We start from the raw sequence: 14,469 nt of genomic DNA, 5'->3' as shown, positions 1-14,469 counted from the left end.
TTTGCAATCCTCCGGCACGCCACACCCGCATCATACGGCGGGCAGTTCCGCACCGGAGTCAAGAGCCGCGAGCTATGCCGCGGCGAGCAGGCTCGCATTACCGCCCGCAGCGGTCGTGTCCACGCATACGGCGCGCTCATGCGCGTAGGCAACCGGATAGATCGCCTCACTGACCAGCGGAACGATCGGCCCGTTGCGCAACGCAAGCGCCTTGCGCAGTGCCCGCATCGTGGTGTCGTCGCCCGCGAAGGCGACGACATCGACGGCGATGTTCTGCGCGTGTTCGGGATTGAACGAACCGTCGAGCGCGGCCAGCGGCAGTCCTTTCCCCGTCAGCGCGTTCAGCGCCGCCGAGGCATTCGGCGCGACGGCAAGGATCGCGCATCCCGCTGCCAATGCCTGCACGGCCTGCACGAGCAGCGTGTCTGCGTCCGGTCCGAGGCAAAGGGCGGTGCCGCGCGAATGGAGCATCAGCGTGTTCGCCTCGCCGGTCGGTCCGGGCAGGTCCACCGGCCCGAAATCGACGGCGGCGGCAGCGGTGATCGCGGCCGAACCCTTGCCTCGCAGGTGTTTGCGCAGGATCGCGATGCGGTCGGCGCGTGCTTCCCAATTCCTGTGCACAGGGCTTTGCAGATGATCCTGCAACGCCTTGAGCGTCACCGCCGGGGCGGCGGGCGGCGCATCGGACGCGATCCTGTCGGCCTTGCGGAAACGCCGCAGATAGTGCGGTCCTCCCGCCTTCGGGCCGGTGCCCGAAAGACCCTCGCCGCCGAACGGCTGCGAGCCGACGACCGCCCCGATCTGGTTGCGGTTGACGTAGATGTTCCCCGCATGGACGCCGTCGACAAAATGCTGGACGCGCCCCTCGATCCTCGTGTGGAGTCCGAAGGTGAGGCCATATCCCTTTATATTGATAGCGGAAATGACATTCTCGATGTCGTCGGCCTTGAATGTCGCCACATGCAGGATCGGCCCGAATATCTCGCGCTTCATGTCCTCGATTCCGCCGACACGAAACACATGCGGAGCCACGAAGCGCCCGTCCTTCGGCGCGTCGAGCCGGGCAACAAGGTGTCCGGCCTTTTCCATTTCCCTGCAATATGCCGTGATCGACTTCTGGGCTTCCTCATCGATCACCGGGCCGACATCGGTCGCGATTTCCCACGGGTCTCCGACGCGCAGCGCCTCCATCGCGCCTTTCAACATTTCGAGCACCTTCTTCTCGACATCCTCCTGAACGTAGAGGATGCGCAGTGCGGAGCAGCGCTGGCCGGCACTCTGGAAGGCCGATGCCAGAATATCGCGCACGGCCTGTTCGGGCAACGCCGTCGAATCGACGATCATGGCATTCAGGCCGCCCGTTTCGGCAATCAGCATCGCATCCGGCGCGGCGGTATCGGCGAGCTGTTTCTCGATGATTTTGGCGACCTCCGTCGAGCCTGTGAAGCAGACGCCCGCAATGCGCGGATCGGCGGTGAGCGGCGCGCCGACATTCGGGCCGTCGCCCGGAAGCAGTTGCAGGACGTCCTGCGGGATACCTGCCTGGTGCAGCAATTCGACCGCGCGCGCGGCAATGAGCGGCGTCTGCTCGGCGGGCTTGGCGACGACCGCATTTCCCGTTACCAGCGCCGCCGCGATCTGGCCGGTGAAAATCGCCAGCGGGAAATTCCACGGAGAAATGCAGGCGATGACGCCCCGCGCCTGTGTGCCTGCCTCCACGCTCGCGGCCTCGGCTGCGTAGTAGCGCAGGAAGTCGACCGCCTCGCGCACCTCCGCAATGCCATCGGCCAGCGTCTTGCCGGCTTCGCGCGTCGCCAGCGCAAAGAACTCGTCCGCGTTGGCCTCATAGAGATCGGCGGCTTTCAGCAAGGCGGCGGCGCGCTTTGCGACGGGCGTTTTCGCCCAGCCCGGCTGCGCCGCGACCACCGCCTTCACCGCGCCCGCCACCTGCTTCGATCCTGCCTCGCGCACCTTGCCGACGATGTCGGCGGTGCGGGCCGGGTTGATGACCGGCCTTTCCGTGCCCTGCCCCGTGGCCTTGGTCGCGGGCACTGCGGTCCACTGACCCTTGTTCGCGAAGCGCGCCCTGCGGCTCTCGATTTCGCCAAGCGTGGTCACGTCGGTGATGTCCCACCCCCTGGCGCTGCGGCGGCGCGCGCCGAAGATCGCCGACGGGCGCACGATATTGGGGTTCGACGCGGAGCCCTGCGCCTCCACGACCGCGAAAGGGTCGCGGGCGATGTCCTGCGGCGCGACGTTCTCGTCGGTCAATTGGTGCACGAATGAGGAGTTGGCCCCGTTTTCCAGCAGGCGACGCACCAGATAGGCCAGCAGGTCCGAATGCGCGCCGACCGGCGCATAGATGCGGGTGCGCGTGCCTTCCGCCTTGCGCACCGCCTCGTGAAGCTGCTCGCCCATCCCATGCAGCCGCTGCAACTCGAAGCAGTCGCGGTCAGGCGCCATCGCCAGCACCGCCGCGACCGTATGCGCATTGTGGGTCGCGAATTGCGGATAGATGCGGTCGGTGTAGCCGAGCAGCTTGCGCGCGCAGGCGATGTAGGAAACATCCGTGTTGGTCTTGCGCGTGAAAACCGGATAGCCCGAAAGGCCGAGCACCTGCGCGCGCTTGACCTCCGTGTCCCAATAGGCGCCTTTGACCAGCCGCACCATGATGCGCCGGTCGAGCTTTTTCGCCAGTTCGTAGAGCCAGTCGATGGCGAAAGCACAGCGCGGCCCATATGCCTGCACGACGACGCCGAAGCCATCCCACCCGGCCAGCCGCTCGTCGGACAGCGCGCTTTCGATGACATCGAGAGAAAGGTCGAGCCGGTCGGCCTCCTCGGCATCGATGTTGAGGCCCATGCGCGCGTCCTTCGCCGAGAGCGCCAGCGACAGCAGCCGCTCCGACATGACAGGCAGCATGGTCTCGCGCTGGCTGACCTCATATCGCGGATGGATCGCGGAGAGCTTGACGGAAATGCCGGGATTGCGGCGGATGTCGTCGCCCTTTGCGTGCGGCTTCAGCGCAGCGATGGCGTCAGCATAGGCTTTGAGGTAGCGCAGCGCATCCGCTTCCGTCCGCGCCGCCTCGCCAAGCATGTCGTAGGAATAGAGATAGCCCTTGTCGAGCATGGGCTTGCCGCGCTTCAGCGCCTCGGCGATGGTGCGGCCAAGCACGAACTGCTCGCCCATCTCGCGCATCGCGGCGGCAACGGCGGTGCGGATGACAGGCTCGCCGAGCCGCCGCACCATGCCGCGCAGGGTGCGCTCGATGGAGCCTTCTCCCTCGTCCAGCACGCGCCCCGTCAGCATCAGCGCCCATGTCGATGCGTTGACGAAGATCGAGGACGAGGACCCCGAATGGGCCGACCAGTCATGCGGCGCGATCTTGTCACGGATCAGGTCGTCCATCGTTTCCGTGTCGGGCACGCGCAGCAGCGCCTCGGCAAGGCACATCAGCGCGACCCCCTCCTTGGTGGAAAGCCCGTAGGCGGAGAGAAACACTTCCATCAGGCGCGGGTCCGACGACGAGCGCACCGCCCGGACGAGTTCCGCTGCACTTGCCGAAATGGCCTTGCGGTCCTTTTCCGAAAGGTCCGCAAGCGCAATCAGGCGCGCGAGTGCCTTGTCCTCGTCGGGTAAATAGTTCGCGCGGATCTGCTTTCGAATCGTATCGAGTTTCGCCATTTCCACCATTCCCTCAACAAGCGCCGAACTGATGGCTGACTAGCATATTCCTTGATTTCAAGCCGTTCCAAAGAATTGATTGAAACGGATCAATTGAACTATGATATCCGACATAATTTATCCAATTGGACCACATTTATGGCTGTTGCAGATCAAATAGACCGCATCGACAAGAACATACTGGGGGCACTGGCGCGCGACGGCCGCCTCTCCATGGCCGAGCTTGCCACGCAGGTCGGGCTTTCCAAGACCCCTGTGCAGGCGCGCGTGCGCAAGATGGAGGCGGAAGGCATCATACGGGGCTATGCGGCGGTGATCGACCGTGAGCGCATCGGCGAGGGCCATGTCGCCTTCGTGCAGGTCAAGCTGTCCGACACCCGGTCCACGGCGCTCGACGCATTCAACCGCGCCGTGCAGGCGGTGCCGGAAATCGAGCAGTGTCATATGATGGCCGCGAGCTTCGATTACCTGCTCAAGGTGCGGACACGCGACATCGCATCGTACCGGCGTATTCTGGGCGAGCGCATTTCCGCCCTGCCCTTCGTCGCGCAGACATCGACCTTCGTGGCCATGGAAACGGTCAAGGACCGGTAGCCCAACAAGAGAATGCAGTGTAAATCCTTTCGCCAAGGGAGAGGCGAATGACATCAGTCGCATGCATCGGCGAATGCATGATCGAGCTTGCGGCCAACGGTGACGGAAGCTGGAAACTCGGATTCGCTGGCGATACGTTCAACACGCTTTGGGCGCTGCGGGCATTGCTGGACCCCTCCGCCGCCACGGACTACGTGACCGCCTTCGGCGACGACCCATTCTCCCGACAGCAGATCGACTTCCTGCGCGACAACGGCATCGGCACGGCGCGCAGCCCGATCCTGCCCGGCGCTCGTCCGGGCCTCTATGCGATAACCCTGACCGGCGCGGAGCGCTCCTTCACCTACTGGCGCTCGGACGCTGCTGCGCGCCAGCTCGCCAGCAATCCCGACGAATTGGCGCTTAGCCTTAAAAATCAAACGCTTATCTACTTTTCCGGAATCACTTTGGCAATTCTGGACGAGGCTTCGCGCGCAGCGCTCCTCAATGCGCTCGCCGAGGCACGGCTGAACGGCAGCCGTATCGCGTTCGACCCCAACTACCGGCCCCGGCTCTGGCCCGACGCGGACACCGCTAGGACCGCGATTGCCGAAGCGCTAGCGCTGACCGACATCGCGCTTCCGACATTTCCCGACGAACAGGCGCTGCATGGCGACGCGACGCCGGAAGAAACGGCCCAGCGCCTTGCAGCGGCCGACATACCCGAGATCGTCGTCAAGAACGGCGAAATGCCCTGCCTCGTCCTTCACTATGGCCAATCGGAGATGATTCCGGCGGTTCAGGTCGATGCCGTGGACACGACCGGTGCGGGGGATTCATTCAATGGCGGCTATCTGGCCGCGCGCCTCAAGGGTCATTCGCCCGCCGAGGCGGCACGGCTTGCCCATGCAATCGCCGCGCATGTCGTGCAGGTACGTGGCGCGCTCGCGTCGTTCGATGCGCTGCGCAAGGCTTTCGCGGCCTGAAATCAGCAGTCCAGCCGGAAGCGGAACTCGGTGACGTGGTGGTACGTCTCGCCGGGCCGAAGCATGGCCGTCGGAAAATACGGACGGTTCGGCGCATCCGGCCAGACCTGCGCTTCAAGGCAGAACCCGGCATGCGGGCCATAGCGCCTGCCGCCCAGTCCCGGCTGTTCGCGCGCGACCTTGTGGCCCGCATAAAACTGGACGCCGGGCTCGGTGGTCCACATTTCCATTTCGACGCCCGATGCGGCGCCACGCGCCCATGCCGCGCGGCGCAGCTTGCCGTGCGTCGATGCAAGGCAAAAATTGTGATCGTAAACGACCTGCTCGCCGCTTTTGGTGTTGCGGATCGGGCGCGGCTTCGTGAAATCGAACGGCGTACCGGCCACCGGCTGCACCACGCCCGTGGGGATCATTTCGTCGTCCACGGGCAGATAGGCGGCAGCGGCTATCTGCAAATGATGGTCGAGCGTATCGCTCGCGCCGCCATCGTCCAGATTGAAATAGGAATGGTTGGTCAGGTTGCACAGCGTCGGCTCGTTCGCCGTCGCATTCAGCTCGATCGACAAGGTGCCGGGGTTTTTCAGCCGGTAGGTGCAGCTTGCCTCGAGCGCGCCCGGAAATCCCATGTCGCCATTCGGGGAATGAAGCGTCAGCGTCACGAAATCGGGGCCGTGCAGCGCAACCGACCAGTTGCGCTTGCTGAACCCCTTGCTTCCGCCATGCAGCGTGTGCTTGCCCAGAAAATTCGGGTCGGTCCTGTAGGTCTGGCCGTCGATCGTAAAGCGCGCATTGCCGATGCGGTTGGCAAAGCGGCCCGGCACCGCGCCGAAATGCGGCGAGAATTGCGGGTAGTGCTCGAATTGATCGAAACCGAGCACAAGCGGAGCGTCGTGCCCCTCCAGCCGCAAATCCTGCACGACAGCGCCCCATGTGAGGATGCGAGCCGACAGGCCGCCCCCCGCAATGGAAAAGCGCTGCACCGTTTCACCGTCGGGAGTTGCGCCGAAACGCTCGCCCTGTATCAAGGCCGCCCGCCCGCGCGCGCTATCCGGTCCGCGCCTAGAGGCCAAGGCCGCCGAGGCAGACATATTTGGTATCGAGATAGTCCTCGATACCCTGATGCCCGCCTTCCTTGCCGAGGCCGGATTCCTTGACGCCGCCGAACGGCGCTTCCGGCGTCGTAATGAGCCCTTCGTTCACGCCGACCATGCCGTACCGCAAGCCTTCCATGACACGGAACGCCCGACCGAGATCGCCCGTATAGAAATAGCAGGCAAGGCCGAACTCGGTGTCGTTGGCGAGGCGAACGACTTCCTCTTCCTTTTCAAACTTGAATACCGGAGCGACAGGCCCGAAGATTTCTTCCTTCATGAACATCATGTCCGGCTTCGCGTCGGCGATGACCGTCGGCTCGAAGAAGGAACCGCCCAGCGCATGGCGCTTGCCTCCGGTCACGACGCGCGCGCCCTTGGATTTCGCATCTGCCACGAACTCTTCCGTCTTGGCCGCCGCCTTCTCGTCGATCAGAGGTCCCTGCTGCACGCCGTCCTCAAGGCCGGAGCCGACCTTGAGCTTCTGCGCCGCCTTTGCGAGCCGCTCCACGAACGCGTCATAGATCCCGGCCTGCGCGAAAAAGCGGTTGGTGCAAACGCAGGTCTGCCCGGAATTGCGGAACTTGGCGGTGATCGCGCCTTCGACCGCGCGGTCGATGTCGGCATCGTCGAAAACGATGAACGGCGCATTGCCGCCCAGTTCCATCGACACCTTCTTCACCGTGCTCGCCGATTTCTGGATCAGCAGCTTGCCGACCGGCGTGGAGCCGGTGAAGGTGATCTTCCTGACCAGCGGATTGGTGCACAACTCGTCGCCGATGGGACCTGCCGACCCGGTTACGATGTTGACGACGCCCTTCGGAATGCCGACTTCCTCGGCAAGCACGCCCCATGCCAACGCCGAATAGGGCGTCTGCGTGGCAGGCTTGACGACTGCCGTACAGCCCGCCGCCAGCGCCGGGCCGAGCTTGCGCGCCAGCATCGAGGACGGGAAGTTCCACGGCGTGATCGCGCCGATGACGCCGACCGGCTCCTTCGTCACGATGATGCGGCGATCCGCCCATGGCGAAGGAACGACATCGCCATAGGTGCGGCGGCCTTCCTCCGCGAACCACAGCACATAGGCAGCCGAGCTTCCGACCTCGCCACGCGCCTCGAACAGCGACTTGCCCTGCTCGGTGGTCAGGAGTTCGGCCAGCGCATCCTGATTGTCCATGATAGCATCATGCAGCTTGCGCAAGAGCTTGGAGCGCTCCAGCGCCGATGTCTTGCGCCAGCCCAGGAATGCTTCCTGCGCAGCCTCGATCGCTCGCCGCGTTTCGGCTGCGCCGGCCTTCGGCACCGTGCCGAGCTTCAGGCCATTCGCCGGATTTGTGACGTCGATGGTCTCGCCGCTGTCGGCCTGCACCCATTCGCCGCCGATCAGATTAGCTTCCCGCATGAAATGGCTGAGTTTCTTGAGCATCCGTTTGTCCACCCGCCAGCGGGCGCCTTCCTAGTTCGATATCACCGTTTCGCGCTTACGTTGCGCAACCTTGCGTCCCCGCTGCTCTTAACGCACCGTGTCCGGCCCATCAATCGATAAGCCACAGAAACGGGCGCTGGACCTATCGTTGCGTCAACTGACCTATCCGAACACCATTTGAGCCAATGAAAGCCATAGCGCCGTCGTGAATACCGCGCACGCAGTCGCAAGAGTCATCTGGTTCGACGCAAGGGCCTGACCCGTCCCGAACTGAGATGCGATAAGATAGGAGTTGACCCCGGACGGCAGCGCCGCCGCCGCGACAGCCACCTTGGCTGTCAGAGGTGGCAGGCCGACCAGCCAAGCCAGCCAAAGCGCGACCGCCGGCATGAGCATGAGCTTCACAGCGGAAAGCACGAGTGCCGGGCGAATATTGCCGGATATGCCGAAACGGCGCAGGCCGAGCCCCATCGCAAACAACGCGATCGGACCGGCCGTGCTCGCCAATGCATCGACCAGCCTGAGCGGCAGGGCGGGCATTGCCATGCCGGTGATGCGCCAAATCTGGCCGATGACGATAGCCACAATGAGCGGATTCACCGCCATTTTTTGAACGAATGTTCGAACGATCCGCAGCGGCTGCATTTTCTCGCCAGCGCCACCGAATAGCTCGAACAGGATGATCGACGCGATAATCATGGTCGGCAGATGGATGGAAATAAGCAGGGAGAGTATCTCGAAGCCCGGCTGACCAAGGACACCCAGGATGAATGGAATGCCGAGCAGCACGAGGTTGGAAAAGGCCGACGAGACGCCGCCGACCACCCCGGCCTGCGAATCCCGCCCGAACACACGTGTCGTGATCAGGTGGCCGACGGTCCATGCAACGATTGCCGCGGCGAAATAGACGCCCCAGAACGCCCACGGCGCGGTGCCGTGAAAATCGGCGCCGATCATGGTGCGAAACAGCAGCAGCGGCATGGCCACGTTGACCGCGAAGGCGGAGACGCCCTCACCCACCTCCGGCTTGAGATAGCCCGTCAGGCCGGACAGGTATCCGAGCGCGACAAGGCTGAAGACGAACAGGATCGTTTCGAGGAGCGGCGACATGCGGCCCTGATAGGCGCTGCCTCCCGACCACGCAATGACGTTGATTGCAGGGGAGGGATGCGTCCTTCTAAGCAGTGCTGTGGAACTTCCGGCAGCAGCAGCCGTTGGCTTCGCTTTCACAGGAGGAATGGATGACCGACGCAAGGGAAATAGAAAAGAAATTCTGGAAATCGATCCGATCCGATATGACCGCGATGATCGGACTGAACGGCGATGATGCCCGGCCCATGACCGCTCAGTTCGACGGTGATCGAAAGACCATTTACTTCTTTACAGCCAAAGACACCGAGTTGCCGCCGAAATTGAAACGCGCGCGCAAGGCAACTCTCGTCTACGCCGCCAAAGGCCACGATGTATTCGCTACTGTGCGCGGCACCTTGCGTATCGACAACGACCCGGCGGTTATCGACCGCCTGTGGAACCGCTTTGTCGCGGCGTGGTTTGAAAAGGGCAAGGATGACCCTGAACTCACCCTGCTGCGGTTCGATCCGGGCGATGCGGAGATCTGGGTGGATGCGTCAAGCCTGATGGCGGGAATAAAGATGTTCCTCGGCATCGATCCGAAGCAAGACTACAAGGACAAGGTTGCTACGGTCCAGCTTGGCTAGCAGCCGGGTCCCTTCGACGGATCTATTCGGAGCGAGGGCGCGTGGTGCGCCCTCTTTTTTTCCGCATAAAAAGCGATTAGAGAGCCTGCCAACGAAGGACTCGGGCGCCCGCGCCTGAAGAAGCAAGGATAGCGCTGTGGCTACGACATTCGAAAAAGTGGCAAAGATCATTGCCGATACATCTGAAATCGACATCGACAAGATCACGCCCGAGTCGCACACCATTGACGATCTCGGTATCGACAGCCTCGATTTCCTCGACATCGTGTTTGCCATCGACAAGGAATTTGGCATCAAGGTGCCGCTCGAAAAATGGACGCAGGAAGTCAATGACGGCAAGGCTTCGACCGAAGATTACTTCGTGATGAAGAACCTCTGCGCCAAGATCGACGGCCTGGTGGCGGCCAAGAACGCAGCGTAATTGCGTCTGGCGCTTGACGCGCAGGGCCGCGCCGATCAAAACGGCCAGCCATGAGCAATCGTGACGTACTGATAACCGGCATCGGCCTCGTTTCCTGTCTGGGCGAAGGCCCCGACGCCCATTGGCGCGCGCTGAACGCCGAAAGCGCGGAGCCGCGCATCGACCCGGAGCGCTTCGCGCCCTACACAATTCACCCCCTGCCCGAGATCGACTGGAACCTCCAGATTCCGAAGCGTGGCGACCAGCGCCAGATGGAAACATGGCAGCGCCTCGGCACTTATGTCGCGGGGCTGGCGCTGGACGATGCCGGGATCAAGAACGACGAAGCACTGTGCGCCTCGATGGACATGGTGGTCGCTGCAGGCGGCGGCGAGCGCGACGAGGCCGTGGACGCCAGCATTCTGGAAGCCTCGGCGACGCGCAACGACCGCGAAATACTGCTCAACGAGAAGCTGACGACCGACCTGCGCCCCACCTTGTTCCTCGCGCAGCTTTCGAACCTTTTGGCCGGCAACATCTCCATCGTGCATAAGGTGACGGGTTCCTCGCGCACCTTCATGGGCGAGGAAGGGTCCGGCATCTCGGCAATCGAGACGGCCGCGGCGCGCATTTCCTCCGGCCAGTCCAACCACATCCTCGTCGGCGGCGCGTTCGAGTCCGAACATTCCGACATGCTGCTTGGCTATGAACTTGGCGGCTTCCTGCATCGCGGGCCGTGGCGGCCGCTTTGGCAACGGCAAGGATCGGAAGGCGGCGGCCTCGTCTCCGGCTCGGGCGGCGCATTCCTTGTGCTGGAGTCGCGCGAACATGCCGAAAAGCGTGGGCGCAAGGCCTATGCGCGCATCGACGCGGTCGTGTCCGACCGCCTGAAGCGCGGCGACGGAGCGCTGGACGCGGAACTCGAGCGCATGGTCGAGCGCATCCACCGCCCGCAAAGCGAAACGCTTGTGATTTCCGGTGCGTCCGGCGCGCACGCGGCAACAGGCGCGGAACTGGACCTCTATGAGCGCGCCCGCGCGCTCGCACCGCGCGGTTTTTCCACGCGCACCGGACATCTCAAGGAAGCGCAGTTTCCGTTTGCCGTGGCGCTGGCCGCACTCGCCATCCACAATGGCGCGGCATTTCCGCCCTTCGACGCGGAAATCGAACGTCCGGTCCCAGGCGCGCCCGAAGCCGTGCTTGCCACAACGATAGGATATCACGTGTTCGAAGGCCTGGCGCTCGTCGCCAGGGCATAGGTGAAACATGGCCAGAACCACAGATCATCTTGGAAGGCCGCTGGTGGCCGTCACCGGCATCGGCGTCGTCACCTCGCTCGGCGTGGGCAAGCAGGACAATTGGGCCGCGCTGACATCCGGCAGGTCCGGCATTCATCGCATCACGCGGTTTCCGACCGAGCATCTGAACACGCAGATTGCCGGCATGGTGGATTTCCTTTCGTCCAGCACGAAAGGCGCAAGCCCGTTGACATTCGAGCTGGCGGCCACCGCCGCAGAGGAGGCCATCGGCGAATCCGGCCTCAGCCCCGACGATTTCGGCGGGCCGCTGTTTCTCGCCTCGCCGCCGGTCGAGCTTGACTGGCGCGACCGCTTCAACCTCTACGCCGCGGGCAAGGGCGGCAGCGCGGCGCAGCGCATCGCGCAGGCGGCCTCGGAACTCAAGACGCTCGACCTGTTCGAATCCGCGCAGTTCGGCTCGATTGCAGACCGGCTGGCCGACAAGTTCGGCACGCGTGGCCTCCCGATCACGCTTTCCACCGCCTGCGCATCGGGCGCGACAGCCATCCAGCTCGGCGTCGAGGCAATCCGGCGCGGCGAATGCGACCGCGCGCTTTCCATTGGCGCGGACGGTTCGGCAACCGCCGAGGCGCTGATCCGCTTCTCCCTGCTTTCCGCACTTTCCACCAGCAATGACGAACCGGAAAAGGCGTCAAAGCCATTCTCCAAGGACCGCGACGGCTTTGTGCTTGCGGAAGGCTCCGCCGCGCTGGTGCTGGAATCGCTGGACGGCGCGATTGCGCGCGGCGCAACCGTCATCGGCCTCGTGACCGGCTGCGGAGAGCGCGCCGACGATTTCCATCGCACGCGCTCCAAGCCGGACGGCTCGCCAGCCATCGCCGCCGTTCGCGCCGCGCTGGCGGATGCGGGACTGGATGAAACCGGCATCGCCTATGTGAATGCGCACGGCACCTCGACGCCGGAAAACGACAAGATGGAGCATCTGTCGCTTTCGACCGTGTTCGGCGAGAACATCCGCAACATCCCTGTTTCCTCGAACAAATCGATGATCGGCCACACGCTTTCGGCGGCGGGCGCGATCGAGGCGGCGTTTTCGCTGCTCACCATGCGCGACGGCGTCATTCCGCCGACCATCAATTACGACCATCCCGACCCGGCCATCGACCTCGACGTGGTGCCGAACGTCAAGCGCGAGGCCGATGTCGCGACCGTGCTGTCCAACTCTTTCGGCTTCGGCGGCCAGAACACCTGCCTCGTCATGGCGCGGGAGGCGTCCTGATGCGCGCCTTGCAGTTGATCGAGGACCGCCGTCTCGAACAGGTCGACCTGCCGCCGCCGCCGCCGCCCGCGCATGGCGAGGTGACGCTGCGCATCAAGGCGGTTGCGCTGAACCATATCGACGTCTGGGGCTGGCGCGGCATGGCGTTCGCCAAGCGCAAGCTGCCGCTGACCATCGGCGCGGAAGCCTCGGGCGAGGTCGAAACGGTCGGCCCCGGCGTCTCCAGCCTGTCGCCCGGCCAGCTCGTGTCGATCTATGGCGCGCGCACCTGCGGGCTTTGCCGCCCCTGCCGGGAAGGCCGAGACAATCTCTGCGAGCATGTCTCGGGCGTGCATGGCTTCCATCTCGACGGCTTCGCGCAGGAGAAGATCAACCTGCCCGCCCGGCTTCTGGTCCCTGCCCCGCCCGGCGTCGACGCCATAGGTGCAGCGGTTGCGCCTGTCACCTTCGGCACCGTCGAGCACATGCTGTTTGACAATGCGAAGCTCGAACCCGGCGAAACCATCCTGATCCATGCGGGCGGCTCGGGCATCGGCTCGGCGGCGATCCAGCTTGCAAGTCGAATGGGCTGCACGATCATCACCACCGTCGGCTCGAACGACAAGATCGACAAGGCGAAGGCGCTCGGCGCGGACCATGTCATCAACTACCGCGAGGATCGCTTTGAAGGCGCGGTGCGCAAGATCACGAAGAAGCGCGGCGTCGATGTCGTGTTCGAGCATGTGGGCGCAGACACCTGGGCAGGCTCCATGCTGTCGTTGCGGCGCGGCGGACGCCTCGTCACCTGCGGCTCGACCTCGGGCGTCTCGACGCAGATGAACCTGATGCAACTGTTCCAGCAACAGTTGAAGCTGCTCGGCTCCTTCGGCTGTCGCATGGAAAACATGGCGAACGCCATGCAGAAGATGGCCGCCGGGCAGGTGCATCCCGTCATCGACACGGAGGTCGATTTCGCCGGCATCGACACCGCGCTCAAGCGGATGGAAGGCCGCGACGTGTTCGGCAAGATCATCCTGCGCGTGAGCTGACCTCATGCTTGCCCGCCGCATCGCCGCCAAGGCGCGGCAGGCGCTTCTCAACGCCAAGGACTTCGTGATCGGCAAGACGGCGCTCGGCGTGATCGGGCTGCTCAGGCTCTTTCCGGCAGACGGCGCAATCGCTTTCGCGGGGCGCTTCGCACGCCGTTTCGGGCCGCTGTTCGGTCGCCACCGCGTCGCGCTCGACAATCTGCGGCAGGCCTATCCCGAAAAATCCATGCAGGAGATCGAGGCGATCGCCCTCGACATGTGGGAGAATATGGGGCGGCTGGCAGCCGAATATATCTATCTCGACGACCTGTTCGACTTCGACAGGACGAGCGAAAGCGGCGAGCGCATCGAGGTGGACGGCAAGGAGGTCTTTCTGCGCATCGCGGGCGAGGACAGGCCGCATATCGTTTTCACCGGCCATATCGGCAATTTCGAACTGCTGCCGGTGGCGGGCGCAGCGCTCGGCGTGAAAGTCACCGCCCTCTTCCGCCCGCCGAACAATCCCTACATCGCGGACTTCATCCACCATCGCCGCAACGCATCGATGGGCGACCTGCTCGCCTCCCGGCAGGGTGCGGCCTTCGCACTTTCGCGCATTCTCGAACGCGGCGGCAATATCGGCGTGCTGGTCGACCAGAAATTCACCAACGGCGTGCGCACGCGCTTTTTCGGGCGCGAATGCGAGACGAGCCCGCTGCTGCCGAAACTGGTGCGGCATTTCGAATGCGACGTCTATCCCGCGCGCTGCATCCGCCTACCGGGTAACCGCTACCGGCTCATGATCGAGGACCGGCTCGCCATTCCGCGCACGGTGGAAGGCGCAGTCGACGTTCCGGCAACCGCTCAATTGCTCAACGATGTCGTGGAACGCTGGGTGCGCGAAAATCCCGGCCAGTGGATGTGGTTCCACAAGCGCTGGAAGCTTTCCGACAAGCCGCGCCGCCACAGGCATCAGGCGGCCCGCTCGCCATAATGTGAATGGGTGTAAGCCCATCCCCCTTTTTAACAACTTGAAATAATCA

At 63.8% G+C, this 14,469-nt stretch carries 12 protein-coding genes; 8 read left to right on the top strand and 4 right to left on the bottom strand.

All coding sequences use genetic code 11. The features are described from left to right. Positions 1 to 72 precede the first annotated feature (72 nt). Positions 73 to 3,687 (bottom strand): bifunctional proline dehydrogenase/L-glutamate gamma-semialdehyde dehydrogenase PutA, encoded by a 3,615-nt coding sequence (gene putA, locus M9924_14375; GenBank protein ID MCO5065583.1) that lies wholly within the window; start codon positions 3,685 to 3,687, stop codon positions 73 to 75. A gap of 138 nt (positions 3,688 to 3,825) precedes the next feature. Here putA and M9924_14370 point away from each other — a divergent pair, with 138 nt between their 5' ends. Both M9924_14370 and M9924_14365 read left to right on the top strand, forming a co-directional pair. Beyond that, positions 3,826 to 4,281: an Lrp/AsnC ligand binding domain-containing protein gene (locus tag M9924_14370; protein MCO5065582.1), complete on the top strand. Its 456-nt coding sequence runs from the start codon at positions 3,826 to 3,828 to the stop codon at positions 4,279 to 4,281. Between the two features lie 47 nt (positions 4,282 to 4,328). After that, positions 4,329 to 5,246, top strand: coding sequence for a sugar kinase (locus M9924_14365; protein ID MCO5065581.1), 918 nt, complete (start codon positions 4,329 to 4,331; stop codon positions 5,244 to 5,246). Positions 5,247 to 5,248: 2 nt separating this feature from the next. Here M9924_14365 and M9924_14360 read toward each other — a convergent pair whose 3' ends face one another. From M9924_14360 to M9924_14350, 3 genes are all read right to left on the bottom strand, one after another. Then, positions 5,249 to 6,268, bottom strand: coding sequence for a galactose mutarotase (locus M9924_14360; GenBank protein MCO5065580.1), 1,020 nt, complete (start codon positions 6,266 to 6,268; stop codon positions 5,249 to 5,251). Positions 6,269 to 6,305: 37 nt separating this feature from the next. Next, positions 6,306 to 7,763 (bottom strand): NAD-dependent succinate-semialdehyde dehydrogenase, encoded by a 1,458-nt coding sequence (locus M9924_14355; GenBank protein MCO5065579.1) that lies wholly within the window; start codon positions 7,761 to 7,763, stop codon positions 6,306 to 6,308. 162 nt (positions 7,764 to 7,925) lie between these two features. Next, complete coding sequence (locus M9924_14350; protein MCO5065578.1) at positions 7,926 to 8,873, bottom strand: AEC family transporter; 948 nt, start codon at positions 8,871 to 8,873, stop codon at positions 7,926 to 7,928. A gap of 185 nt (positions 8,874 to 9,058) precedes the next feature. Between M9924_14350 and M9924_14345 the strand changes: the two genes are divergently transcribed. From M9924_14345 to M9924_14320, 6 genes are all read left to right on the top strand, one after another. Next, on the top strand, positions 9,059 to 9,481 hold the full coding sequence (locus M9924_14345) for a pyridoxamine 5'-phosphate oxidase family protein (GenBank protein MCO5065577.1): 423 nt from the start codon (positions 9,059 to 9,061) through the stop codon (positions 9,479 to 9,481). Between the two features lie 136 nt (positions 9,482 to 9,617). Beyond that, the gene (locus tag M9924_14340) at positions 9,618 to 9,902 is read left to right on the top strand and encodes an acyl carrier protein (GenBank protein ID MCO5065576.1); all 285 of its coding nucleotides are present in this window, start codon (positions 9,618 to 9,620) and stop codon (positions 9,900 to 9,902) included. A 50-nt stretch (positions 9,903 to 9,952) separates the two neighbouring features. Beyond that, positions 9,953 to 11,140 (top strand): beta-ketoacyl-ACP synthase, encoded by a 1,188-nt coding sequence (locus tag M9924_14335; GenBank protein MCO5065575.1) that lies wholly within the window; start codon positions 9,953 to 9,955, stop codon positions 11,138 to 11,140. A 7-nt stretch (positions 11,141 to 11,147) separates the two neighbouring features. Then, entirely contained in the window at positions 11,148 to 12,419 is a 1,272-nt protein-coding gene (locus tag M9924_14330) for a beta-ketoacyl-ACP synthase (GenBank protein ID MCO5065574.1), read from the top strand. After that, positions 12,419 to 13,447, top strand: a complete 1,029-nt coding sequence (locus M9924_14325) for a zinc-binding dehydrogenase (protein ID MCO5065573.1) — start codon at positions 12,419 to 12,421, stop codon at positions 13,445 to 13,447. The genes M9924_14330 and M9924_14325 overlap by 1 nt, the downstream gene beginning before the upstream one ends. Positions 13,448 to 13,451: 4 nt before the next feature. Then, positions 13,452 to 14,420, top strand: coding sequence for a lipid A biosynthesis lauroyl acyltransferase (locus tag M9924_14320; GenBank protein ID MCO5065572.1), 969 nt, complete (start codon positions 13,452 to 13,454; stop codon positions 14,418 to 14,420). Positions 14,421 to 14,469 lie beyond the last annotated feature (49 nt).

It is taken from the genome of Rhizobiaceae bacterium, assembly GCA_023953835.1.
In the GTDB taxonomy this organism is placed as follows: Bacteria; Pseudomonadota; Alphaproteobacteria; order Rhizobiales; family Rhizobiaceae; genus Mesorhizobium_G.
This window is presented reverse-complemented; position numbering and strand designations above follow the sequence as displayed.